Here is a 22,965-nt window from a genome sequence, read left to right on the forward strand (position 1 = left end):
GCTTCCTTGTCTTCCGCGTCAGCCGATATGCTTGGCTGCGGCCTCAGCCGACGCACCATCATGCACGATGGCCATCAGCGCCTTGGTCATGCCGTTCGGGTTGGGATGCTGGATGACGTTGCGGCCATAGACGATGCCGCGCGCACCCTGCTTCATCAGCAATTCCGTTCGGGCGAGAAGTTCAGCATCGCTGACGCGACCGCCGCCGCGCACGAGGAGGGGAAGGCCCTGCGCGATCTCGATGACGCGGTGGTATTCCTCGACATTCTCGCAGGGGTCGGCCTTGATGATGTCGGCGCCGAGTTCGACGGCCTGACGCACCAGCGGCATGATCTTGTCGATCTGGCCGTCGACCATATAGGCGCCGTGGGAATTGTCCTTCATGACCAGCGGCTCGACCATCAGCGGCATGCCGTAGATTTCGCATTCGCGCTTCAAGGCATTCACGTTGCGAATGCAGGCGCGGTAAACTTCCGGCTGGTTCGGCAGCATGAGGATGTTGACGACCACGCAGGCCGCATCCAGCACGACGCCCTGTTCGACCGCGCGGTCGATGACTTCGGAGAAGAGAAGCTCGGGCAGGGGATTGCCATAGACATTGGCAATATCCGTGCGCATGACGAGCGCCGGGCGGTCCTTGCCGGGAATGGCCTGAAGGATCGGGGCAGTGCCCGGCGGCAGCTGGATGGCATCCGGCTTGGCTTCGGCAATCACGTGGATAGCTTTACGCATATCCTCGATGCCCGGAAGAAATGTCTTCTCGTTGAACATGCCGTGGTCGATCGCCACGTCAAAGCAATTTCCAGATACGCCAAAAAGGCGGTTGATCCGCGCCTGTTTCATCGATGTCCTCCCAATGTGGTATCGTTTTCACATTCATCTCACCCGAAGACCTGGCGGATGTCAATAGGAATGTGGAAACGATACCACATCGATTTTGAATGGGAAGGGTTCAGACGCCAGGGCGAAGGGCTCTGCTTCCAAACACTCTAGGCGGCGCTTTTGTCTCAGATGTGCAACGAACGACCCCATGCACCGATCGCGATATCTCGACGAATATAACGGTATTGGTGAATATGGGGGCCTGCCGGTTGGAGTGAGCCCGGCCCAAAGGAGGAAACCATGCTTCATCAGAAGATCATCGAGACGCCGTTCAAGGTCCGTTATGGCAATTTCATTGGCGGCGAATGGCGCGAGCCGGTGTCCGGCCGCTATTTTGAAAACACGACGCCGGTCAATGGCGGTCTGCTGTGCGAAGTCGCACGCTCCGACGAAAAGGACATCGAGGCAGCGCTCGACGCAGCCCATGCCGCCAAGGATAAATGGGGCCGCACCTCGACCACAGAGCGCGCCAATATCCTGAACAAGATTGCCGACCGCATGGAAGCCAATCTCAAGACGCTGGCCGAAGCCGAGACCTGGGACAATGGCAAGCCGCTGCGCGAAACCATGGCTGCCGACATTCCGCTGGCGATCGACCATTTCCGTTATTTCGCGGCCGCCATCCGCGCGCAGGAAGGCTCGATCGGCGAAGTCGATCACGACACGATCGCCTATCACTTCCATGAGCCGCTGGGCGTTGTCGGCCAGATCATTCCGTGGAACTTCCCGATCCTGATGGCCGCCTGGAAGGTGGCACCGGCTCTTGCCGCCGGCAATTGCGTGGTGCTGAAGCCTGCCGAGCAGACACCGGCCTCAATCCTCGTGCTTGCCGACATCATCGGCGACCTTCTGCCGCCGGGCGTGTTCAACATCGTCAACGGCTTCGGTCTTGAAGCCGGCAAGCCGCTCGCATCCAGCCCGCGCATTTCCAAGATTGCTTTCACCGGCGAGACTTCGACGGGCCGGCTGATCATGCAATATGCCTCGCAGAACCTGATCCCGGTGACGCTCGAACTCGGCGGCAAGTCGCCGAACATCTTCTTCGCCGACGTTATGGCGGAAGACGACGACTATCTCGACAAGGCGCTGGAAGGCTTTGCGATGTTCGCGCTGAACCAGGGCGAGGTTTGCACCTGCCCGAGCCGCGCGCTCGTGCATGAATCCATCTATGAACGCTTCATGGAAAAGGCGATTGCCCGCGTGAACAAGATCGTGCAGGGCAACCCGCTCGACATGTCGACCATGATCGGCGCGCAGGCCTCCTCCGAACAACTCCACAAGATCCTCTCCTATATCGAAATCGGCAAGGGCGAGGGCGCTGAACTGCTGACCGGCGGCGAGCGCAATGTGCTTGGCGGCGATCTGGCGGAAGGCTTCTATGTCAAGCCGACCGTGTTCCGCGGCAACAACAAGATGCGCATCTTCCAGGAAGAAATCTTCGGGCCGGTTCTCTCGGTCACGACCTTCAAGACCGACGAGGAAGCGCTCTCGATTGCCAATGACACGCTCTATGGCCTCGGTGCCGGCGTGTGGAGCCGCGATGCAAACCGCTGCTACAATTTCGGCCGGGGCATCCAGGCCGGTCGCGTCTGGATCAACAACTACCACGCCTATCCGGCGCATGCCGCCTTTGGTGGCTACAAGCAGTCGGGCATCGGTCGCGAAACGCACAAGATGATGCTCGATCACTATCAGCAGACCAAGAACATGCTGGTCTCCTACTCTCCCAAGGCGCTCGGTTTCTTCTGAGAACCGGGTTATGACACGGCGGGCTTCCGGGAAACCGGAGGCCCGTTTGGCATTTGGGGAGGGGAGACATGGTTCAGGAACTTGAAGGCCAGCATGTCCGCGCGACAGAGGCGGCACTTGATCTCATCGCGGAAATCCGCCGCGATCATCCCGATATTCTGTTTCACCAATCGGGCGGATGCTGCGATGGCTCGTCGCCCATGTGCTATCCGGCGGGTGAATTTCTGATCGGCGATAATGATGTTCTGCTCGGCCAGATCGGCGGCGCGCCGTTCTACATGTCGGCGGCGCAATACGCGGCCTGGCAATCGCCGGACCTGATTGTGGATGCCATTCCCGGTCGCGGCGGCATGTTCTCGCTGGACAATGGGCGCGAGCGCCGCTTCCTGCTTGTGTCCGGTATTTGCATGACGGAAGCGGCAAAATAGATGCCGTATGGCATTTATTCATGTCATAATGGCCAAAAAGACATGAAATATGAGCTGTATTCGCTCAGATCACGCTGCAAACCGTCTTCGTCTCCAGGTAATTGTCGAGCCCTTGCGCGCCATTCTCATAGCCCCAACCGGACTGCTTGTGTCCACCCTTGGGCAGTTCCGGCGAGAAGTATGAGTGGCAGTTGATCCACACCGTCCCTGACCTGATCCGCCCGGCCAGTCGATGCGCCGATGACAGGTCCTGCGTCCACACGCTGCCGGCGAGGCCATAGTCCGTATCATTGGCGAAGGCGATCGCTTCTTCGACATCATCGAAGGGCGTGACGGCGACGACGGGGCCGAAAATTTCCTCCCGCATCATCCGCATGTCGGGCCTGACGCCCGTGACGACGGTCGGCTCGAAGAACGTTCCGAACTCTCCGGCCTGCGCACCGCCCGAGGCGATCTCCGCGCCCTCGCTACGGCCTTCGGCAATGAAGCCCGCAACGCGGTCCGCCTGCTTGCGATTGACGAGCGGGCCGAGGTCCGTCTTCTCGTCCAGTCCGTGGCCGAGCACCAGCTTGCCCGCCGAGTTCGCCAGACCCTCGACCAGCTGGTCGCAGATGCTGCGATGCGCGTAGACGCGCGAGCCGGCGACGCAGACCTGACCCGAGTTTGAAAAGATGCCGCGCGCAATGCCCGGAACCGCGAGCGCCATATCCGCATCGGGCATGACGATGGCCGGCGACTTGCCGCCCAGCTCCAGCGTCAGCTTCTTGAGATTGCCGGCTGCGGCTTTCACGATCAGCTTGCCGACCTCGGTCGAGCCGGTAAAGCCGATCTTGTCCACATCCGGATGGGCGGTCAGCGCCGCGCCCACGGTTTCACCGAAGCCGGTGACGATGTTGACGACACCCGCCGGCAGGCCTGCCTCCAGCATCAATTCGCCGAGGCGAAGGGCGGTGAGAGAGGTTTCTTCGGCCGGCTTCAGCACGAGTGTGCAGCCAGCGGCGAGCGCCGGTGCCAGCTTCATCGCTGCCATCAGCATGGGCGAGTTCCACGGCGTGATGGCGGCCACCACGCCGATTGGTTCGCGCACCGTGTAAGCGAAAATCTGTTTGCCCTCAGGCTGATAGGCAATCGACGTGGGAATGGTCGTGCCGAGAATTTTCGTGCAATAGCCGGCGTAATAGCGGAACTGTTCGGCCGATGCCGGGATTTCGCCGAAACGGCCGGTGCGGTAGCTCTTGCCCTGATCGAGCGTTTCCAGTTCGGCCAGTTCCTCGACATGGGCGTCGATCAGGTCTGCGATCTTCCAGAGCAGCTTGCCACGCGCCGAGGGTGTCAGCCCGAGCCAGGCAGCGCCTGTCAGTGCCTTGCGGGCGCTCGCCACGGCCTCATCAACATCGGCGGCCGTCGCTTCGGCCAGATCGGCCAGCTTTCGGCCGGAGGCGGGGTCGAAGGTTTCGAAACGGGCACCGCCTGACGCATCGCGCCAGCGTCCGTCGATCAGGATTTGTTTGGCGGCGCGCGCCAGAAACGCCTTGGCACCGTCCGTACGAGGCTCGATCGTGTTGATGGCTATGGTCATTTCAAGGTCTCCTGCACCATCCGGGCGGCACTTAGCGCGCCACGGATGATGGAATGATAGCCGGTGCACCGGCAGATATTGCCTTCAAGGCCCTTGCGGATGTCGTCTTCGCTCGGGCTCGGATTTTCCTTCAGAAGCGCGACCAGCGCCATGACGAAGCCGGGCGCACAGTAGCCGCATTGGAACGCATTTTCGGCGGCCAGCGCCTTGCGGATGGTCGCGGCCAGCGGGTCCGCATCAAGCCCCTCGGTGGTGATCACCGTGGCACCCTCAAGCTGGAATGCCATGGTGAGGCAGGCATTGGCCGTCTTGCCGTCGATCAGCACCAGACAGGCGCCGCAACGGCCGATGGAACAGGCCTCCTTCGTCGCGGTCATCGCCATGTTGTCACGCAGCAGCGTGACGAGCGGCGTTTCCGGCGGGCAGGTGATTGCGCGCGCTTCGCCATTGAGCGTGAAACCGATCGTCATTGCCCCTCCTCCAATGCTGCAAGGATTGTCTCGGTCGGGAAGGGGGTGACTGTCGGCATATGTCCGATCGCCGCGAAGACCGCGTTTGCAATGGCCGGTGTGACCGCGCCGATGCCAAGCTCGCCGACGCCGCGCGGACCATAGATGTCGCCCTCGGCAAGGCTTTCGAGCGCGAAGGACTGCATGTGCTTCGGGGCGTCCTGAATGCCGGGCAGCATATAGGTGTCGAGATTGGCCGAGAGATATAGCCCCTCCCGCATCGGACTGTCTTCCGTCAGCGTGAAGCCAAGACCCTGCACGGCACCGCCTTCGATCTGGCCGAGATAGGCGGCGAGATCCATCACGGGGCCGGCTGCCGTGTGCTGATGAAGATCAAGCACGCGGACTTCGCCGGTCACACGGCTGATGGCGACGCGGGCAAGGGCTGCGCCGAACGCGAAGATCAGACGGGCATTGCTTGCGGTGTAGTCATTCTTCGGAAATTCATAAGTGACTGTAACGCTGGGCAAATCCTCTTCGTCGAGCTGATCGGCAAGTTGCTTGTAGGTCAGCAGGATGTCGCCACTGTTCGTCCCCCGCTCGATGAACCCGCCTGGGGCAAGCGCCAGCATATTCGGCTCGCGGCCGAGCACGCGGCCTGCGGCGCTGCGCATCTGGCCGGCAAAGTCGGGTGCGGCAAGGCGCGTCGAGGCCCAGACAACATAGGTGCCGCGCGACGCCGTGGTCGAGCCGGATTCGGGAGCTCTCGCGGTGTCGCCAATGACGGCCGCCACATCGTCCCGTGCGCAGCCGAGTTCCGCCGCGACCGTTGCCTTGACCAGTGTCATCAACCCTTGTCCGAGTTCATCCAGACCGAATCCGCCTTCGATCATGCCGGGCCTGGAGAGCGAAAGCCGACCACCGGACGGGTCTGGAACAACGGAGCCGAGGCCATTGCCCTGATAGTTCAGGGCCATCCCCGTGCCGATGATCCATTCTTCGTCAGCCGCCAAACCCAGCGGCCGGGTCCATAGTTCGGAATTTACAGCCGCTGCCAGCATCTCGTCGGCGCGCTCAGTTGGTGCCACTAACTGCCCGAGATAGCCGGCCATGCCGGGCTTCCGGAGGTTTCTGCGACGAATTTCCGCTGCCGTCAGGCCGCATGCGGCCGCCAGTTTGTCCATTTGGCATTCGACGGCATAGGTCATCTGATTTGCGCCGAAGCCGCGGAAGGCGCCGCACACGCCGTTATTCGTATAGGCAAGCCGGCCATGTGTTCGCACATTGTCGATGACGTAGGGGCCGGCCGCGTGTTCCAATGCCGTTTCGAGAACGCCCGGTCCCAGGGAGGCGTAAGCGCCAGCCTCCGCCAGCACCTCGACCTTCTGGGCGACAAGCCTGCCTTCGCTATCGATAGCCGTTTTCATGCGAATCGACATCGGATTCCGCTTCTGCCCGGCCAGGACGGATTCCGCGCGGGAGAGGTGAAGCCGGACCGGCTTGCGGCTTTTCAGGGCCAGCAGTGCCAAAGCTGGCTGCACCGTCAGTTCGTCCTTGCCTCCAAAGGCCCCTCCGGTTGGCGATGTCACGACGCGGATCTTGTCCTCCGCCATGCCAAGGATGCGGGAAAGCTGCATCCGGTCGCGTCCGCCGTGCTGACCGCCTGCCAACATGTGCAGTGTGCCTTCGTCATCGACATAGGCGTGGCCGCCTTCGGTTTCCATGAAGCCATGCATCTGGCGCGGGGTGACATAGGTCGTTTCGACGATATGCGCCGCGCCGGCAAAGCCGGCCGCTATGTCACCTCTGGCAAAATGCAGTTCGCGTTGCAGGTTGCCGCCGGCATGGATAGACGGTGCATCGGGTCGAAGGGCTTCTTCCGGGTCGGTCACGATCGGCAGCGGCTGATAATCGACCTTGATCAGCGCCAGCGCCCGCTCAGCCGTTTCGCTATCGATAGCTGCGACGGCCGCGACTGCGTCGCCGGCATAGCGAACCGTGTCGAAGCAGAGCGCGGGCTGATCCTGCACGACAATGCCGAAGGCGTTGAGGCCGTTGATGTCGCGGTGGGTGACGACGGCGGCAACGCCCGGCAGCGCTTCGGCCGCCGACGTGTCGATGGAGAGGATGCGCGCATGTGGCACACCGGCGCGCAAGATGCGCCCAACCAGCATGTCGGAGCGTCTCGAATCTGTCAGATAGAGAAGATTGCCTGATATTTTGGCATCAATATCCGGCCTCTGATGCCAAACGGCAGTCGCATTCTCGCGCGCAAGCCGAATTTCACCTTCCTGTGCCGGCATTGAGGCTAGGGCGCTCTGCACCGGGAAGGTCTTGCGTCCGGGCAGGTCGCCGCCGAGGCCGTGCACGATGGCATTGGCTGCGATCCTCTTTCGATAGTCTGCGGAGCGGAATGCATCCGTTGGTGCGGAAATCGTCTCCATCAGGCAATCATGCAGCGCGCGCCAATTGATGGCCTTCAGGTTGCTCCCATTGAGAAGCGCTTCGGCCTGTCTTAGCCGCGTGGGTGGAACGATGCCGCCGCCGACCGTGAGGCGGGCATCGAGAATATCGCCCTCCGCGCTAGTCGAAAGACGTGCGGCCGCGTTGATCACACTGGGCGTAAAGGCGGCGCGGAGGCCGATCTTGCGGAACAGCCATCGTTCATTCTGGCCCTGCAGTGGGAGGAGGATCCGGGTGAGGATTCCATCCTTCGGATGCATGGCGAGCCATTGGGCGATGTCCATCTCCGTGGGGCCATCGAGTGTGAGCCATTCAAGCCGGGCGTCCAGTGCAATCAGCGCCGGCAGAAGACACCCGGTCATGCCGGCAATATTCCCGCCGAGCGTCGCCCGGTTGCGGATCGACGGGCCGGCGACCTTGCTGAGCGCGTCGTGAAGCAGGGGGACATGGCCTGAGATTGCGGGGTCGCGCAGAAGTTCAGAAAGCGTTGCCAGCGGACCGATGAGGATGGCCTCCGCGCTTTCGGTGACAGCTTTCAGCTCGGAAATCCGGGCGAGATTGATGAGTCTGGCCGGTTTAGCTAAGCCCTTTGCCCAGTCCAGTTGCAGCGCTGTTCCCCCGGCGCAGAAGCGGCTTTCACATTCGGTGTGAAGCGCCAGTGCCTGGGACAGCGATGCGGGGGAGACGACCTCCATCAGGCGCTGCCTGCCGTCGTGCCGAAGCGAATGCCTTTCTCCTTTAGCCAGCGACGATAGGCGATGGACGAGGAGTCGGCGCGGGTCGGAATTTCCGCGCGCGGCTCCAGCGGCATCAGAAGCGGGCGCTGGTTTTCGACGATGATCCGGTCCTGCATGAAGATCACCTGCTCGAACTTCAGCAATGCATTGTCCGAGGAAATCGGATCGACCAGATACATGACCGGCTGTGCCCGGCAGAGCCCGTCTTCCATCGGCTGGATGAACAGCGCGATGGCGTCGAGCCGGTTCGGGGAGGTCGGGCAGACGCGATAGAGCATGACGACGAAGGGCGAGGGGACGCGATAGGTCAGATGCACGAAGTCGCCCTTGTCCTCGGTCGCGGCAATACGCGGCTGGAAGAAGGTGCAGTTCGTCGCCCAGACCTCATCCACGTCGCGGCGGATTTCGCTCGCATAGCCCGGAACTTCCGTATGCGGCTCGGAGCCGAGAATATCGGTGTGCACGAAGGGGAAATGCGCCATGTCGAGAAAGTTCTCGACCACGCGCAGGCCAGACGCCCGCATCGTCACCCAGCCGCAGAGTACGAAGCGGCGGTCGTCTTCGTCGGCTTCGGCGATGTGGACGATATCCTTCGTCGGGTTGCCCAGCGTGGTGAACAGGCAGCCATAGCGAACCTTCACGGGAAGCGCTGGCCCCCGCGCGCCGTCATCGAGAACTTCACGCACCAGCGGCTCGCGGTCGGGTCCGATGCCATACTCGATGGCCTGACCGAGAAGCTTTGTCGTTACCATCGGCTGCGTCAGGTCGCCGGCCGTTGCGATGGCATACCAGTCGTCGAGTGCGATCCTGTCGGTGGTTCTTGCCATGGTCACACCTTCAGCCTTCCGTCCATTGCTTGGTGCCGCCGCCATTCGCTGCCAGCCATTCGGCGCGGCGGGCGAAATGGTCGGGTGCCATCCTGCGGACATTTCCAATGATGTAGTCGAGATCGACTTCCGTCAGGCGGCCGTCCTCCACGATGATTTCCCCATCCACCATGGTCATGACGACATCGCTGCCGCGCACCGCGTGGACGAGATTGTGCTGGAGATTGAAATAGCGACCTTCGCCGAAAAGCGGCGTCATGCGCGGTGTGGAGGTGTCGACGGCGATGATGTCGGCGCGCTTGCCGACCTCGATGGAGCCGATTTCGTGGTCGAGGCCGATGGCCTTGGCACCGAGGATGGTGGCCATGCGCAGGCATTGCCAGCTGTCCATGGCGGCCGCATCCCGGTGACGCAGCTTGCCGAGCAGCGAGGCCACCTTCATCTCCTCGAACATGTCGAAATTGTTGTTCTCCTTCTCGCCATCCGTGCCGATGCCGACGGGCACGCCCAGCGCCAGCATGTCGGAGATTGGCGCAATCCCGGAGGCGAGCTTCATGTTGGAGACGGGATTATGCGCCACGGAGACGGGATATTTGGCAATCAGCTCGATCTCTGACGGGTCGAGCCAGACGGCGTGTGCAATCATCGTGCGCGGGGTTTCGAAGAAGCCGAGGTCTTCCAGCGCAAACATCGGCCGCTTGCCGTAGCGGTTGACGAATTCCTCGACCTCGATATCGGCTTCGGAGCAATGGGTGTGGAAACCTGTCTGGTGCTTCTTCGCCAAGGCGATGGCGCGCTGTTGGCCCGCCTCGTCGGCATAGAAAAGATGTTCCAGCCCGACCCAGACATTGATGCGGCCATTGGCCTTTCGATGCCATTGCTCGATCATCGCCTCGTTCATGTCGAGCGTGTCGAAATAGTGGTAATCCGGATGCTCGCCGACATAAGGAACGGCGACAAGGCGGGTGCCGACCGCTTCGGCCGCCGTCGCGCTCCCCTCCATGAAGCGCCACATGTCGACGACGGTCGTGGTGCCGGCGAGCGCGGATTCGGCATAGCAGAGGAAGGAGGCGGCTTCCGCCTCATGCGGACGGAGGACCCGGTGCATGGGGTTGATATGCTGCGTCAGCCAGTCCCAGACCGGCAGATGCTCGGCCGTGCCGCGCAGGAAGCCGGAATGCGCGTGGGCGTTGATGAGCCCCGGCATCAGCACGGCGTTTTCAATCTTTGTCACCTCGAAGTCGGGGTGTGCTGCCTTGACGGTCTCCAATGGGCCGACGTCGAGAATGCGGCCATCTTCGATGGCCACGGCGCCATGGGTGATGACGCTGTTGTTGGCATCCATGGTGAGGAGAAATTCGGCTGTCAGGATGCGGCCTGAAGTCATTTGATGTGTCCTTCCGTCGCGGCGCTTCCGGCCGGGTTCAATCCTGTCCGGTGAGGAAATCGGCGGCGCGTTCGCCGATCATCGTCACGGGGGCATGGGTGTTGCAGGTGGGGATGATCGGGATCACCGAGGCATCCGAAATGGTAAGACCGTCGAGGCCGTGGACCTTGAGGCGTGGATCGACGACCGAGAGAGCATCGCGCCCCATCTTGGCCGTGCCGCTGGTGTGGAAGAATGTGCCGCAGGCATTGCGGATGAATTCGACCGTTTCGGCCTTGCTCAGCCGCCGCTCCGGCGCTGCAAAGCCGGCGAAGAGATCGCTAAAGGCCTTTGTTTCGGCGAGGTCCATGATCGTGCCGACGGCAGAGACCAGTGCTTCGAGATCTTGCCGCTCTGCGAGATAATTCGGCTGGATGTCCAGCGGGCCGAACGGGTCGGAGGACAGCATGCGCAAATGGCCGACGCTCTTCGAATGCATCAGCCCGACGCCCATCGAGAAGACCTCGCCCGAGGTGTCGTAGAGTTCGCGAACGCGCGGTTCGGCGCTATTGCCCTGAACCGGGAAGGCATGGACATCGGCTTGCACGAGGTCGGGTCGCGATTTCCAGTTCAGCATCGTGCCGCCGCCATTGTCGCGCGGCTCGCCAAGCGGCTGCTTTGCCTTGCAGACGATCGCCTGCACCAGCGGGTGGTCCTGCAGGTTCTTGCCCACGCCCGGCAGCGCGTGGCGAACAGGAATGCCGAGCGGTGCAAGCTCGGCCGGGTCGCCGATGCCGGAGAGCATGAGAATACGCGGCGTGTTGATGGCGCCGGCGGAGAGTATGACCTGCGTCGTCGCGCGCGTTTCGACCGGCTGGCCATCGACCAGATGGCGAATGCCGGTGCAGGTCGTGCCATCCAGCAGGAGGGTGAGCACATGGCTGCCGGTCAGCACTGTCAGGCGCGGGTTGCTGAGGATGGGTTTCAGATAGCCATCAGCGGAGCTGAAACGGCGGCCTTCGGCGATATTGAAATTGGAAGGCGCTGCCCCCTCATTCGTCTCGCCATTCGGATCGGCAATGGCGCGGATGCCGACATCTCCAGCGCCTTCGAGCATGGCACTCGCGACCGGGTGAAGATTGCGGCTCGTCGTGAGCCGCAACGGACCGCCCGCACCGCGAAAGGTGGTTTCGCCGCCTTCCCAATCTTCCGCGCGCTTGAAATAGGGCAGGACCGAGGACCAGCCCCATCCATCGCAGCCGGCGGCGTCCCAGGCGTCATAATCAGCCGGATTGCCGCGATACCACATCAGCGCATTGATGGCCGAAGAGCCGCCCAGAACCTTGCCGCGCGGAATGCCGATCGTGCGGCCATTGACCAGCGGCGAGGGGGTATAGTCATAGCCCCAGTCGAAGCGGCTGCGGCCGAGCGGCACCCAGGCGGCCGGATCTTCGATCTCCGGCACGCCGAAGCCGGTCTCGCCGGCCTCGATGAGGAGCACTGTCGCATCCGTACGCTCGATCAGCCGCCGCACCACCGGCAGGCCGCCAGAGCCAGCACCGACGACGATATAGTCGTAGGCCTTTTCAAGCGGTCTGGCGGAAAGGGTGCTCACGGTGTCTGACGCTCCTCAGTTATGCTCGCTCGGGCCCATGATGACGATACCTTCGGTCGCCTCGACATGGCGGACGAAGATGTATTTGTCCTCGCGGCCGTCCGAATGCTTGCGCTTGATGTCCGGCTGGACGGTGCCCGCCACCTTGGCGACGACGATATAGGGTACATCCGCCTTGAGGCCGGCTTCGCAATGGGCTTCGAACTCTTCAAGCGTGCGGGCCGTGTAGGCCTGCTCGACGCCGGCGCCGCGGGCAATTGCTGCGATATCGACGCGGCCGGAGGCCGTATGCGTCGGCGGGCCGCCGATCGACTGGTAGCATTCATTGTCCCAGACGACCGTGAAGAGGTTCTTCGGCTGCTCGTTGCCAAGCGTGGCCAGAATGCCGAGGTTGAACATCATGCCGCCATCCGTATCGAGCGAGATGATGCGGCGATGCGGCAGGCCCGCTGCCAGCCCGAAGGCCTGCGGTGTCACGCAGCCAAGCTGCTGCTGGAACAGGCTCGCCTCGCGCATATGCGGCGCGGCATTGTACCATTCATCCACCGAGGCCCCGAGCGAGAGGATGACCAGCTCGTCCTTCAGCCGCGCGGCCAGAAGCTTCATGCAATCATAGCGCTTCATCGAACGATCTCCCCGCCAAGGGCAATCGCCGAATGGTAATAGGCATTGTAGGACCAGTTATAGGCGTCAACGATCGACTGTTCGATGGCGTCTTCCTCGCGCACGATGCGATAGGGGATGCGCAGCGCATTCAGCACCGGCTCCATGGTGATGCCATGCGGGATCGCCCACCAATTGTTCTCGCCGAGTTCGCCGCGATAGCTCATCAGCATGACGACCGGGATGCCGGCGCCGAGACCCATGCGGGCCAGCGGTTCGACAGAAGCGCGAAGACCGGAATTCTCCATGATCAGCGCGGCGCGCTTGCCGGACAGGAACACGCCGCCGCAGATGGCAGCGCCTTCGCCCTCATTGGTGACGCGGATCGTGCGGATATCGGGATCGGCATCGAGCGCGGGATAAAGCTGTTTGAAAAGCGAATCCGGCAGATAGCAGACGATGCTGACGCCCGCCCGCTTGAGCCCCCGGATGACCGCATCGACGGATGATTGCTTCATGTCATGTCCTCTGTTCGGCTTGAGGAAAGCAAATGCGAGATGTGCCGAATAGACGGTATTTTCTGGTGAGATCGTTGCGCTGAATGCAACAACTTGAGCCCTGCCTATTCCGCCATCCCGACGATCAATTGTTCGAGCAGTCGGCCGAGTGCGAGCGCGGCATCCGACATTTCCTTTTCGGGCCGGGAGAGCAGCGTCAGCTTGCGCGGCGGCAGGCGCGGATCGATGAGAGGCACGAATTTGATCGTACCGTCGATCAGCTCCTGTTCGACACCGACGCGGGTCTGCAACACCAGTCCGAGACCACGTTTGGCCAATTCCACCATCAGGCTGATCGAATTGGTGCGCGTACGGCTCTGGATATCGACCAGCGACCGGCTGAAGGCCTCTTCCACGGAAGAGCCGAGCGTCAGGCTGGCGTCCGACAGGATGACCTTCTGGTTGGCGAGGTCGAAGAGCTTGAGTGTGGCGCGTTCCGCCTTGTCGCTGCCCGGCAGCGCCAGCACGCCAAGTGGCAGCGAAATCGAGGTGATGCGCCGCACGGCGCGGGGTGCGCGGACATCGAAGATGATGGCGAGATCGCTTTCACCTTCAGCAATGGCATTGCAGGCGGCCTGCGAACTCATCACCTTCACATCGACCGAGACATCCGGATGCTTGCTCCAGAAGGCCTCCAGCGCGCGCGGCATCAGACCACGCGCAACACTCTCTACTACGGCAATCGACACCGTGCCGCGATGCAGCCCATGCAATTGGTCGATCTCGTTGCAGGCACGGCCGAGCTCGGAGAGTGCGGCGCGGGCGCGATAGAGAAGCAGTTCGCCCGCCGAGGTCAGCTTCAGCCGCTGGCGCACCCGCTCGAACAGCGGGGTGCCGAACTCCTCCTCCATCTGCCGGATCACGCGGCTGATCGAGGAGGGGGCGACATTGAGCGACAGCGCGGCCTGGCGGATCGAGCCCAGTCTCGCCACCAGCTGGAAATAATGGATCCGGGCGGGGACGAGGCCGAGGCGATAGGGGTCCATGGCGGCCTCAGACGGGCTCGAACAGCGGCACGATTTCCATCTGCGGCACCGTCACCAGACCCATGTCGGTGATGCGGATTTCCGGGATAACCGACAGCGGGATCAGGTTGAAGCCCATATAGGGAATGGTGCAGCCGGCCTTGTCCCACTCCACCTTCAGTGCCTGCACTTCCTTGGCCACTTCATGCACGCGCTTGTCGGAGAGGAGACCGGCGATCGGCAGCGGCACGATGGCTGTCACCTTGCCGTCCTGCACGACGCAGGCGCCGCCCTGATGCTCCTCGATGGCGCGCAGCGCCACCTGCATGTCGGCCTCGTTGGTGCCGGCGAGGATGATATTGTGGCTGTCATGGCCGACGGAGGAGGCAACCGCGCCGCTCTTCAGCGAGAAGTTGGACAGCAGCCCATAGGCAACATTGCCGGCCGACTTGCCGTGACGCTCGACCACGGTCACGAAGCAGAGGCCATGTCGTTCGAAATGCGTCTGCCAGTCGTTGGCGGGCTCCAGCTCGACCTTCACATGGCCGAGAATGATGCCGGGAAGTTCGGTCTTGATCGTGTTGGCGATGACCTTTTCCGTCGGCAGTTCCGGCGTCAGCTTGATGGACTTCGGCAGCTTGACGGTGTGATAGGCGGCTTCCGGGTAGCGCCACGGCTTGGACAGCGTTTCGTCCAGCAACGGCGTGATCTTCTTCTGGTCGACCATCAGCTCGCCGCCATACCAGGTGGAGATCGGGTTGAGGTCGTCATCCAGCATGACGAGATCGGCGCGGCGACCGCCGCCCATGCCGCCGAAATCGCCTTCCATGCCGAAGCGCGTTGCGCCATGCAGCGAGCCCATGGACCAGGCCTGTTCGCGCGACATGCCGGCCTTGCGCGCCTCGCGCACCACCCAGTCGAGGCCGAAGGTCAGGAGGTCGTCGGCATCGCGGTCGTCGGTGCAGACGGCAATGCGCTTGTGCGACGCGCCAAGCTCGGTGACGGTCTTGATGGCCAGCGGCAGCGAATGCCACGGCGTCGTCGGCGGGCCACCGCGCAGGAAGAGCCAGATGCCGGCCTCCAGCATGTCGTCGGCGATTTCGCGGTCGATCGCCTCATGCGTGTCGGTGACGCCGGAGGCGGCGTATGCTGCGACGAATTCGCGGCCATAGACATGGCCGCTGACCGGTTTGCCGCGGGAAAGCGCTGCGGCGATGATGGCGTGGCTGCGCTCATCGCCCATGGCGACCGGCACGAAATCCATCTTCTCGCCAAGGGCTGCGGCTTCCGGCCACTTGTCGAAGATCGCGGCAATCTTTTCCGGCGTCAGGTCGCCGCCGGCAGTTTCCAGTTCAGGCGATGTGGCCGGCACGGTGGAGGGGACGGTGAGGAAGATCGAGAGCGGCGCATGGCGCGCGTCTTCCAGCATTGCCTCGACGCCGGCGACGTCCATCACGTTGCCGATTTCGTGGCTGTCACAGAAGATCGAGGTCGTGCCGTTCAACAGGGCGGCCTCGGCATAGGCGCAGGCCGTGACCATGCTCGATTCGATATGGATATGCGGATCGACCAGACCCGGCGCGATGATGCCGCCCCTGGCATCATAAAGCTTGGCGCCGCCTGCCTTATAGGTGCCGGCCGGCTTGACGGCGGCGATGCGGCCGCCGGAGATCCAGACTTCACGGTCAGGCAGGATGCGCTCCGAATAGGTGGAAAGCACCCGCGCGCCCTGGATGACGAGGTCCGGCGCTGTGCGACCGGAGGCGACATCCGCGAGCTTGCGGGTCATCGTTGCCAGCGGTGCAACGGAAAAGCGGGTGATGGCCATCTCAGAACTCCTTGTGATCGCGACAGTCTGGCCTTTCCGGCCTGAATGCCTGCCTTAATGATAGTCCGGAATGCCCGGCATGGTGATGAAGCCGGGAAGCCGGCGGAAACGGCGAAGCCACAGGCGCAGTGCCGGAAACTCCTCGTGGTCAATGTTGAAATCGCGCGACAGCGCGAAGCTCGGGATCAAAGCCAGATCGGCAATCGTCGGATAATCGGCGGCAAACCACTCTTTGCCCTCGATGTGGCGCAGCGTCATGTGGTCGTCCATAATGCGGAAGGCAGCGCGCGCGTCGGCCTTCAACCGCTCCAGATGGCCGCCAACGGCAAAGACGGCAACTTCCCGCGCCTTCACGGCCGCCTGCAACGGGCCGGCGGCAAAACCCAGCCACATCATGGTCGTCGAAAAATCGGGGCGGTCGATGGGGAGCCATTTGCCCGAGGCATCGTTGTGTCTGGCAAGATGGGCAAGGATCGCTTCGGCGCCGAAGAGAACCGTGTCGCCCTGCTTGATGAAGGGCAGCGTGCCGCACGGGTTCAGTGCCAGAAGCGCCGGCGACTTTTCCTCGCGGCCCGGCAGCATGTTGACCGAATAGACATCATGCTCAATGCCGAGCATGGAAAGCAGAAGGCGGACGCGATAGCTGTTTTCGTCCAGTTCATAATTGTAGAGCGTCAGGGCGGACATCAGGCGACCTCGGCAAGGGGTGTTTCAAGGGCGAGGCGAAGGGCCTGCGCATAGCGGGCAAGGGCGGCGATCGGCGCGCCTTCGTTTGCCATCAGGTGCAGCGCGAGCTTAGCGTCGCCCATGGACTGGATGGCGACCAGAAGCCGGGTCGCGCCGGCAGTCAGAGATATGTAATTCTCTGAGATCGTTTCGATTTTCGGCGCGTCGCTCACGCCGGGCAGCGGCGTTGCAGCCAGGATCGCGAGCGCCTTCTCCATTGTGCAGTCTGCATAAAGGCTTCGCACCGGAACAAGTCCGGCAATCTCGGCCGGCAGGAGGGCCGGGTCTGCCTCCGTGGTCGAGCCTGCCCAGATGATGCCGTTGCGTTCGGCGCTGGCGAAGGTCTGCATGCGGATGGTCTGCGGCACGTCCAGCTGCGGATGCGCCGGGATGTGGCGGCATTGACCGGCCGTGTCATATTGCCAGCCATGATAGAGGCAGGCGAGGTGATCGCCGCGCACGAAGCCGAAGCTCATGCGCATGCCGCGATGCGGACAGCGGTCTTCCCAGACATGCGCCTTGCCGCTGGAATCGCGCCAGACCACCAGTTCGGCGCCGTTCACGACCGCGCCCGTCGAGGTGCTGGGATCAACCATGTTCGACAATGCGACCGGTGACCAGATGGGTTGAGGTGTCATTGTTGAGTCCCCTTCAAATATTGCCGGCCGGAGCGATGTCCCGCCGCGTCACGTCCTGAATGATGCAATCATATGGGCCAAGGCTGCAGGCCATTTCGAACATGTCGACCAGTGCCTCGTCGCCCGTGACGGTCACGTCGAAAAAGCGGTCGCTGGCGGCCCCGAAATCGATCCCCAGAGACAGCCGATTGGCCCGGTGCTGGGCAAATTGCCGAAAACTCGCCTGCACGAGAGCGCCGGAAAATACGAATGCGACCTCAGCCAAGGTCGTGCCTCCCGGATTGGGTATCGTGTCGCGCCTGTTGTTCTGCTTCCGTCATCTGACCGCCAAATTGGCATTCGCGAATGCAAATGCACAAAATTTAATCATGCTCTATTATTGATCACTTTACCGACAGGTCGGATGGCTTTTCAAGCGGTTTTTTCGTCGCACTTGTTGCTTATTGCGCATCAAACTCGACGAATTTTTTCGTCTATGCGGAACAACTGGCTTTTGAAAATCTCAGGTCCGGCAGCGGTTTCAGCGTTGAAAGGGTCGAATTTACGCCGGCTTTCCCGCCTTTTTGCCGACACGAGAAAGTGTGGCGGCGTGCCTGCTGAACGTGCACCGGTTTGTGTGTTCTGCACGGCAGGGTAGACGGAGTTCAATTCGGCCTTTCTGGCACGGATATTGCTGAATGTCACCAGACGGCATTCGCTTGAGGCCCGGGCAACCGGTTCCGGCAGGCGAGATGTTCAAACCAACGAAACAGGGGTTCACATGATCGACATACGCAATCTATCCCGTCGCGGATTCTTGAACATGACGGCGGCCGGCGGTGCAGCCGCTCTGATGTCGGGCACGCTTGCCCGTCCGTCCTTCGCCGCCGCAGCGCCCTTGCCGGCCGTGAAGGAAGAGGATGCCATCATCGGCTTCGGCCATGTCGGCCCCGTAACCGACGAAGGCTGGACCTGGGCGCACCATCAGGGTGTTCTTGCAGTCAAGGAAAAGTATCCGAAGCTGAAGAAGATCCTCGAAGTCGAAAACGTTCCCTATTCGGCCGATGCGACGCGCACCTATCGCCAGTTCGTCAGCGAAGGCGCGAACATGATCTTCGACACCTCCTCGACGGGTGACTTCCTGCATGAAGTCGTCAAGAAGTCGCCGAAGGTCGCCTTCATGGAATGCGACGGCCGCACCGACATGCCGAACCTCGGCTGGTACTATCTGGCACACTGGTATCCGACCTATGTCATCGGCGTTGCCGCCGGCATGATGTCGAAGACCGGCAAGCTCGGCTACGTCGCCTCCTTCCCGGTTCCGTCCGTCTTCTCCGGCACGAACGCCTTCCTGATGGGCGCGCGCTCGGTCAATCCGAAGGCAACGCTGCAGACCATCGTCATCAACTCCTGGTTCGACCCGCAGGCTGCTGCCCAGGCCGGCACGGCGCTGATCGACAATGGCTGCGACTTCCTCTTCGGCATCATGGACGAGGCCGCCTATCTTCAGGTTGCCGAAAAGCGCGGCGTATGGGCTGCCATGTGGAACACGGATATCCGTCGCTACGGCCCGAACTCCTACGTGTCTTCCGTCGTCATCGACTTCAAGGATTTCTATGTCGATCAGGTCGGCCAGCGCCTCGCCGGCAAGTGGACACCCTCGCAGACCATCCTTTCCATGGGCAAGGGTATCGACCGCGACAAATGGGGCGAGAAGGTTCCGGCCGAAGTCGCCAAGGCAGCTGATGCCGTGCGCGACAAGATCCTTGGTGGCTGGTCGCCGTTTACCGGCGAACTCAAGGATGCCAAGGGCAATGTGAAGGTTCCCGCCGGCAAGACCATGTCGGAAGTCGAACTCTACCACTGGGATTGGTCGATCGAAGGCGTTTCGGGCCTTTCGAGCTGATCCAACTTGCGAGCGGCCCGGTTTCGCGCCGGGCCGCTCAGCCGTTTTCTTGTCGTTTCGGCACCTCCAACGATAGCCCGATCGGTCTTCCGCGCATGCAAGATGAAATTCCAGCCGCCGCCTCATCGCCAGGGACGCCGCCGCGCGTCTACCTGAAGGGGATTGCCAAGTATTTTCCGGGCGTGATCGCCAATGAGAATGTCGATATCGAGGTTCTGCCGGGCGAAATCCATGCGCTTCTGGGCGAGAATGGTGCCGGCAAATCGACGCTGATGAATATCCTCACCGGCATTTACCAGCCGGATGCGGGTGAGATCATCATCGATGGCTATGCCCGGCAGTTTGCTTCGCCTGTCCAGGCAATCGCCGCCGGCATCGGCATGGTGCACCAGCATTTCAAGCTGGTGCAGGCCTTCACGGTGGCCGAAAACATTCATCTCGGCTGGGATGAAACGCCGAAGCGCACCTCTGCCGCCGTTCTGGAGGCGCGCACCGCGGAGCTTGCCAAGACATTCAATCTTCAGGTCAAGCCCGGTGCGCGGGTCAGTGAACTTTCGACCGGCGAACAGCAGCGTGTCGAAATCCTGCGCGTGCTGTCACGCCGTGCCAAGATCCTGATCCTTGATGAACCTACCGCCGTTCTGACGCCGGCGGAAGCGCGAGAGCTTTTCCGGGCGCTGCGCGACTTCGTTTCGCATGGCAATTCGGTGATCTTCATCAGCCACAAGCTGGATGAAGTGCTGGAAATCTCCGACCGCATCAGCATTCTGCGCCAGGGCCGCAAGATCGCGACCGAGAAGGCCGCAGACTGCAATCCGCGCATGCTTGCCAAGCTCATGGTGGGCCGCGATATCGTTCTGGACGACATGCGCGAGCGCGCCGCGAATGCCAAGCCGATGTCTGCTGAGCCAGTGCTGAAGGTCTCGGGTCTATCCGCGCTGGGCGACAATGGCCTGACGGCGCTGCATGATCTCAATTTCTCGCTCCGCGCCGGCGAAATCCTCGGCATTGCAGGCGTTGCCGGCAATGGTCAGCGGGAGTTGAGCCAGGTGCTGACCGGTGTCCGCCCCGCGTCTACCGGCGACATCATGATTGCCGGCAAGACGATGGCGGGTCTGAAGGCCGGCGAATTTGCCGCTGCCGGCATCGGTCATATCCCGGAAGATCGCCTGCATAGCGGCCTCGCGCCCGCCATGTCGATCACCACCAATGCCGTGATGCGCGAATATGGCAAGCCGCCGGTTGCCAAGGGTGGCTTCTTCAGCCGCGAGGCGGCGGGGAAGTTGGCTCGCGAAATTGCCGGTGCTGCCGACGTCGCGATACCCGATTTCGCCATGCCGATCCGCAATCTCTCCGGCGGCAACCAGCAGCGCCTTGTCGCGCGCCGCGAGATGCGCATTGCCGAGCGCATCCTTGTCGCCGCCTATCCGAGCCGGGGGCTCGATGTCGGCGCGATCAATACGATGCTGCGCTACATCGTCGAGCTGCGCGACGCGGGCGCGGGCGTGGTGCTCATTTCCGAAGAGCTGGAGGAACTGCTGAACCTCTCCGACCGCATTGCCGTGCTTTATGAAGGCCGCATCATGGGAATTCTTGACAACAACAATCTCGATATTGACGAGATCGGCCTGATGATGGGCGGGCGGGCGCATGTCGGCGCAGGGGAGGCCGCCTGATGGCCTATCGCATTCAACGTCTCCCGTCCTCGACGCCACTGATCGCCTTTGCCGCCCGCGTGATCGCAGTTGTTCTGGCGCTGCTCGTCACGGCGCTGATCCTGGCAATCAGCGGGCATGACCCGATCGATCTTGCCGGGCAGGTGCTCTCCTCCTCTCTGCTCGACAGTTTCGGCCTTCAGGATCTCGGCGTGATCTTCATTCCGCTGATGCTGACGGGGCTTTCCGTCGCCGTCGCTCAGCAGATTGGCGCCTGGAATATCGGGGCTGAAGGGCAGTTCTATGCCGGTGCCTTCGCCGCGACCGCCATCGGTCTTTTCATTCCGGCACCAGATTGGCTGAGCCTGATCCTGATGGTGATCGGCGGCTTTGCGGCTGGGGCCATCTGGATTCTCGTGCCGACGCTCGCCAAGGCCTATGCGGATGTCAGCGAGTTGATCTCGACGCTGCTTCTCAATTTCGTTGCGGCGCTGATGGTCTATTATGTGGCGACCGGGCCTTGGCACGATCGGATGACCAATTCCTCGACGCCGAAGGTCGGGGCCGAAATTCCGGAATTCTGGGGCGCCATCCACTGGGGCTTCCCCATTGCCATTGTCTTTGCGATCGTTCTCGCTCTGGTCTTGAGCAACACGAAATGGGGCTATGAGGTCCGGCTTTCCGGCTCCAACCCGTCTGCGGCCGAATATGCCGGCATACCCGTTCGCCGGCATCTGATCATGGTCATGCTGCTTTCGGGCGCGATTGCCGGCTTTGCCGGCATGCTGGAAGTGGCCGGCACGGTGCATCGCCTGCAAGGCGGGATTTCCAACAATTACGGCTATATCGGCATCATGGTCGCGGTTCTGGCGCGCGGCTCGCTGGTCGGCGTCATCTTTGCCGGGGCCTTCATGGCCTTCATCCAGAATTCCGGCATCATCCTGCAAACGCAGGGTCTCACGACATCGGCCGTGCTTGCCATGACGGGCCTCATCCTCTTCCTGACGGCAATCGGCGAAGAGCTTTCCTATTATCGCATCACCCGAGACAAGGTTTAGGAGAGCGTCATGGATCTGATTACCGGACTGCTGACAACCGCGTTTCTCGCCGGCGGCGTGCTGGCGCTGGCGGCCATTGGTGAAGTGCTGGCCGAGCGCGTCGGCGTCGTCAATCTCGGCGTCGAGGGCTTGATGGCCATGGGCGCCGTCACAGGCATTGCTGCCGTTTCGGCAACGCATTCGCCGGTGCTGGGTTTCCTCGCCGCGCTTGCCGTGGGCGCGCTCTTCGGCGCGGCCTTCGCTTTCGCCACCGTCATGATCAAGGCAAACCAGGTGCTTTGCGGCCTCGCCCTGACGCTGATGGGCACAGGCCTTGCCCAGACGATCGGCCGTGGCTATTCCGGCATGCCGGCGGCGGCGACTTTCCAGCCGATTACCATACCGCTGCTGTCCGACATTCCGGTTCTCGGCAAAGCCTTCTTCTCGCAGAATATCCTGATTTATCTCATCTATCTGATCCTGCCGATCGGGCTCAGCTATCTGATGTTCTACACCCGCCACGGCATGAACATGCGCGCAGTCGGCGAAAACCCGGCAGCTGCCGATGCGGCGGGCATATCGGTCAACACGATGCGCTTCTGCTACGTGACGGCGGGTGCGGCACTTGCCGGCGGAGCCGGGGCCTATCTGACGCTCGCCTTCGTACCCTCCTGGTCGGATGGCGTGATTGCCGGACGCGGCTGGATCGCCGTCGCGCTGGTCATTTTTGCGGGCTACCGGCCGGGCATGGCGGCGCTTTCCGGCCTGCTTTTCGGTCTGATCACCGCGCTCGGGTTTGTCGGGCAGGCGAGGGGCTGGCCGATTGCGCCGGCCTTCCTCTCCATGCTGCCTTATCTCGGAACGCTTGGCTTCATCATCGTGCCGGTCATCGCCTGGCAGAAGATGCGCCGCGCCATGGCGGCCCCGGCAGCACTGGGCGAGCCCTATTATCGAAATGTGCGCTAGCTGAGTGCCT

General features: G+C 62.2%; 21 protein-coding genes. 6 read left to right on the forward strand and 15 right to left on the reverse strand.

The features are described 5' to 3' along the window. Nucleotides 1–18: 18 nt before the first annotated feature. A complete protein-coding gene (locus LQK84_RS05640) occupies nt 19–843 on the reverse strand; it encodes a class I fructose-bisphosphate aldolase (RefSeq protein WP_230827704.1) in 825 nt (274 codons plus the stop codon). Between the two features lie 279 nt (nt 844–1,122). Here LQK84_RS05640 and adh point away from each other — a divergent pair, with 279 nt between their 5' ends. Both adh and LQK84_RS05650 read left to right on the forward strand, forming a co-directional pair. Beyond that, entirely contained in the window at nt 1,123–2,631 is a 1,509-nt protein-coding gene (gene adh / locus LQK84_RS05645) for an aldehyde dehydrogenase (RefSeq protein WP_230827705.1), read from the forward strand. Between the two features lie 68 nt (nt 2,632–2,699). Then, nucleotides 2,700–3,059 (forward strand): DUF779 domain-containing protein, encoded by a 360-nt coding sequence (locus tag LQK84_RS05650; RefSeq protein WP_230827706.1) that lies wholly within the window; start codon nt 2,700–2,702, stop codon nt 3,057–3,059. A 64-nt stretch (nt 3,060–3,123) separates the two neighbouring features. Here LQK84_RS05650 and LQK84_RS05655 read toward each other — a convergent pair whose 3' ends face one another. The 14 genes from LQK84_RS05655 to LQK84_RS05720 all read right to left on the reverse strand — a co-directional run bounded on the left by LQK84_RS05655 (nt 3,124) and on the right by LQK84_RS05720 (nt 18,096). Continuing rightward, nucleotides 3,124–4,638 (reverse strand): aldehyde dehydrogenase family protein, encoded by a 1,515-nt coding sequence (locus tag LQK84_RS05655; protein WP_230827707.1) that lies wholly within the window; start codon nt 4,636–4,638, stop codon nt 3,124–3,126. Then, the gene (locus LQK84_RS05660; protein ID WP_230827709.1) at nt 4,635–5,108 is read right to left on the reverse strand and encodes a (2Fe-2S)-binding protein; all 474 of its coding nucleotides are present in this window, start codon (nt 5,106–5,108) and stop codon (nt 4,635–4,637) included. The genes LQK84_RS05655 and LQK84_RS05660 overlap by 4 nt, the downstream gene beginning before the upstream one ends. Continuing rightward, the gene (locus LQK84_RS05665) at nt 5,105–8,245 is read right to left on the reverse strand and encodes a molybdopterin cofactor-binding domain-containing protein (RefSeq protein WP_230827711.1); all 3,141 of its coding nucleotides are present in this window, start codon (nt 8,243–8,245) and stop codon (nt 5,105–5,107) included. The genes LQK84_RS05660 and LQK84_RS05665 overlap by 4 nt, the downstream gene beginning before the upstream one ends. After that, on the reverse strand, nt 8,245–9,114 hold the full coding sequence (locus LQK84_RS05670; protein ID WP_230827713.1) for an aromatic ring-hydroxylating oxygenase subunit alpha: 870 nt from the start codon (nt 9,112–9,114) through the stop codon (nt 8,245–8,247). Before LQK84_RS05670 ends, LQK84_RS05665 begins: the two co-directional genes overlap by 1 nt. Nucleotides 9,115–9,124: 10 nt before the next feature. Further along, entirely contained in the window at nt 9,125–10,501 is a 1,377-nt protein-coding gene (locus tag LQK84_RS05675) for an amidohydrolase family protein (protein WP_230827714.1), read from the reverse strand. A gap of 37 nt (nt 10,502–10,538) precedes the next feature. Next, nucleotides 10,539–12,095, reverse strand: a complete 1,557-nt coding sequence (locus LQK84_RS25210; protein WP_230827715.1) for a GMC family oxidoreductase — start codon at nt 12,093–12,095, stop codon at nt 10,539–10,541. A 15-nt stretch (nt 12,096–12,110) separates the two neighbouring features. Further along, on the reverse strand, nt 12,111–12,719 hold the full coding sequence (locus LQK84_RS05685; RefSeq protein ID WP_230827716.1) for a thiamine pyrophosphate-dependent enzyme: 609 nt from the start codon (nt 12,717–12,719) through the stop codon (nt 12,111–12,113). Then, on the reverse strand, nt 12,716–13,216 hold the full coding sequence (locus tag LQK84_RS05690) for a thiamine pyrophosphate-binding protein (protein ID WP_230827717.1): 501 nt from the start codon (nt 13,214–13,216) through the stop codon (nt 12,716–12,718). The genes LQK84_RS05685 and LQK84_RS05690 overlap by 4 nt, the downstream gene beginning before the upstream one ends. A gap of 104 nt (nt 13,217–13,320) precedes the next feature. Further along, nucleotides 13,321–14,241: a LysR family transcriptional regulator gene (locus LQK84_RS05695; protein WP_230827718.1), complete on the reverse strand. Its 921-nt coding sequence runs from the start codon at nt 14,239–14,241 to the stop codon at nt 13,321–13,323. Between the two features lie 7 nt (nt 14,242–14,248). Continuing rightward, nucleotides 14,249–16,048, reverse strand: a complete 1,800-nt coding sequence (locus LQK84_RS05700; RefSeq protein ID WP_230827719.1) for an adenine deaminase — start codon at nt 16,046–16,048, stop codon at nt 14,249–14,251. A 54-nt stretch (nt 16,049–16,102) separates the two neighbouring features. After that, on the reverse strand, nt 16,103–16,735 hold the full coding sequence (locus LQK84_RS05705; RefSeq protein WP_230827720.1) for a glutathione S-transferase family protein: 633 nt from the start codon (nt 16,733–16,735) through the stop codon (nt 16,103–16,105). Then, entirely contained in the window at nt 16,735–17,412 is a 678-nt protein-coding gene (locus tag LQK84_RS05710) for a Rieske (2Fe-2S) protein (RefSeq protein WP_230827721.1), read from the reverse strand. Before LQK84_RS05710 ends, LQK84_RS05705 begins: the two co-directional genes overlap by 1 nt. 13 nt (nt 17,413–17,425) lie before the next feature. Continuing rightward, entirely contained in the window at nt 17,426–17,677 is a 252-nt protein-coding gene (locus LQK84_RS05715) for a hypothetical protein (protein WP_230827722.1), read from the reverse strand. 185 nt (nt 17,678–17,862) lie between these two features. Beyond that, nucleotides 17,863–18,096, reverse strand: coding sequence for a hypothetical protein (locus tag LQK84_RS05720; protein ID WP_230827723.1), 234 nt, complete (start codon nt 18,094–18,096; stop codon nt 17,863–17,865). Nucleotides 18,097–18,172: 76 nt separating this feature from the next. Between LQK84_RS05720 and LQK84_RS05725 the strand changes: the two genes are divergently transcribed. The 4 genes from LQK84_RS05725 (at nt 18,173) to LQK84_RS05740 (ending at nt 22,955) form a co-directional block, all read left to right on the forward strand. Next, a complete protein-coding gene (locus tag LQK84_RS05725; protein WP_230827724.1) occupies nt 18,173–19,297 on the forward strand; it encodes a BMP family ABC transporter substrate-binding protein in 1,125 nt (374 codons plus the stop codon). A gap of 95 nt (nt 19,298–19,392) precedes the next feature. Then, entirely contained in the window at nt 19,393–20,973 is a 1,581-nt protein-coding gene (locus LQK84_RS05730; protein WP_230827725.1) for an ABC transporter ATP-binding protein, read from the forward strand. Next, the gene (locus LQK84_RS05735) at nt 20,973–22,010 is read left to right on the forward strand and encodes an ABC transporter permease (RefSeq protein ID WP_230827726.1); all 1,038 of its coding nucleotides are present in this window, start codon (nt 20,973–20,975) and stop codon (nt 22,008–22,010) included. The genes LQK84_RS05730 and LQK84_RS05735 overlap by 1 nt, the downstream gene beginning before the upstream one ends. A 9-nt stretch (nt 22,011–22,019) precedes the next feature. Further along, nucleotides 22,020–22,955, forward strand: coding sequence for an ABC transporter permease (locus LQK84_RS05740; protein ID WP_230827727.1), 936 nt, complete (start codon nt 22,020–22,022; stop codon nt 22,953–22,955). Nucleotides 22,956–22,965: the final 10 nt, after the last annotated feature.

The organism is Rhizobium sp. C4, assembly GCF_021026315.1.
GTDB lineage: Bacteria > Pseudomonadota > Alphaproteobacteria > Rhizobiales > Rhizobiaceae > Ensifer_A.

Coding starts and splice junctions, on each gene's coding strand:
- LQK84_RS05740 (WP_230827727.1), top strand. CDS start 22,020: ATGGATCTGATTACCGGACTGCTGACAACCGCGTTTCTCGCCGGCGGC.
- LQK84_RS05650 (WP_230827706.1), top strand. CDS start 2,700: ATGGTTCAGGAACTTGAAGGCCAGCATGTCCGCGCGACAGAGGCGGCA.
- LQK84_RS05665 (WP_230827711.1), bottom strand. CDS start 8,245: ATGGAGGTCGTCTCCCCCGCATCGCTGTCCCAGGCACTGGCGCTTCAC.
- LQK84_RS05710 (WP_230827721.1), bottom strand. CDS start 17,412: ATGACACCTCAACCCATCTGGTCACCGGTCGCATTGTCGAACATGGTT.
- LQK84_RS05735 (WP_230827726.1), top strand. CDS start 20,973: ATGGCCTATCGCATTCAACGTCTCCCGTCCTCGACGCCACTGATCGCC.
- LQK84_RS05725 (WP_230827724.1), top strand. CDS start 18,173: ATGATCGACATACGCAATCTATCCCGTCGCGGATTCTTGAACATGACG.
- LQK84_RS05670 (WP_230827713.1), bottom strand. CDS start 9,114: ATGGCAAGAACCACCGACAGGATCGCACTCGACGACTGGTATGCCATC.
- LQK84_RS05690 (WP_230827717.1), bottom strand. CDS start 13,216: ATGAAGCAATCATCCGTCGATGCGGTCATCCGGGGGCTCAAGCGGGCG.
- LQK84_RS05685 (WP_230827716.1), bottom strand. CDS start 12,719: ATGAAGCGCTATGATTGCATGAAGCTTCTGGCCGCGCGGCTGAAGGAC.
- LQK84_RS05705 (WP_230827720.1), bottom strand. CDS start 16,735: ATGTCCGCCCTGACGCTCTACAATTATGAACTGGACGAAAACAGCTAT.
- LQK84_RS05675 (WP_230827714.1), bottom strand. CDS start 10,501: ATGACTTCAGGCCGCATCCTGACAGCCGAATTTCTCCTCACCATGGAT.
- LQK84_RS05700 (WP_230827719.1), bottom strand. CDS start 16,048: ATGGCCATCACCCGCTTTTCCGTTGCACCGCTGGCAACGATGACCCGC.
- LQK84_RS05660 (WP_230827709.1), bottom strand. CDS start 5,108: ATGACGATCGGTTTCACGCTCAATGGCGAAGCGCGCGCAATCACCTGC.
- adh (WP_230827705.1), top strand. CDS start 1,123: ATGCTTCATCAGAAGATCATCGAGACGCCGTTCAAGGTCCGTTATGGC.
- LQK84_RS05730 (WP_230827725.1), top strand. CDS start 19,393: ATGCAAGATGAAATTCCAGCCGCCGCCTCATCGCCAGGGACGCCGCCG.
- LQK84_RS05655 (WP_230827707.1), bottom strand. CDS start 4,638: ATGACCATAGCCATCAACACGATCGAGCCTCGTACGGACGGTGCCAAG.
- LQK84_RS05695 (WP_230827718.1), bottom strand. CDS start 14,241: ATGGACCCCTATCGCCTCGGCCTCGTCCCCGCCCGGATCCATTATTTC.
- LQK84_RS05640 (WP_230827704.1), bottom strand. CDS start 843: ATGAAACAGGCGCGGATCAACCGCCTTTTTGGCGTATCTGGAAATTGC.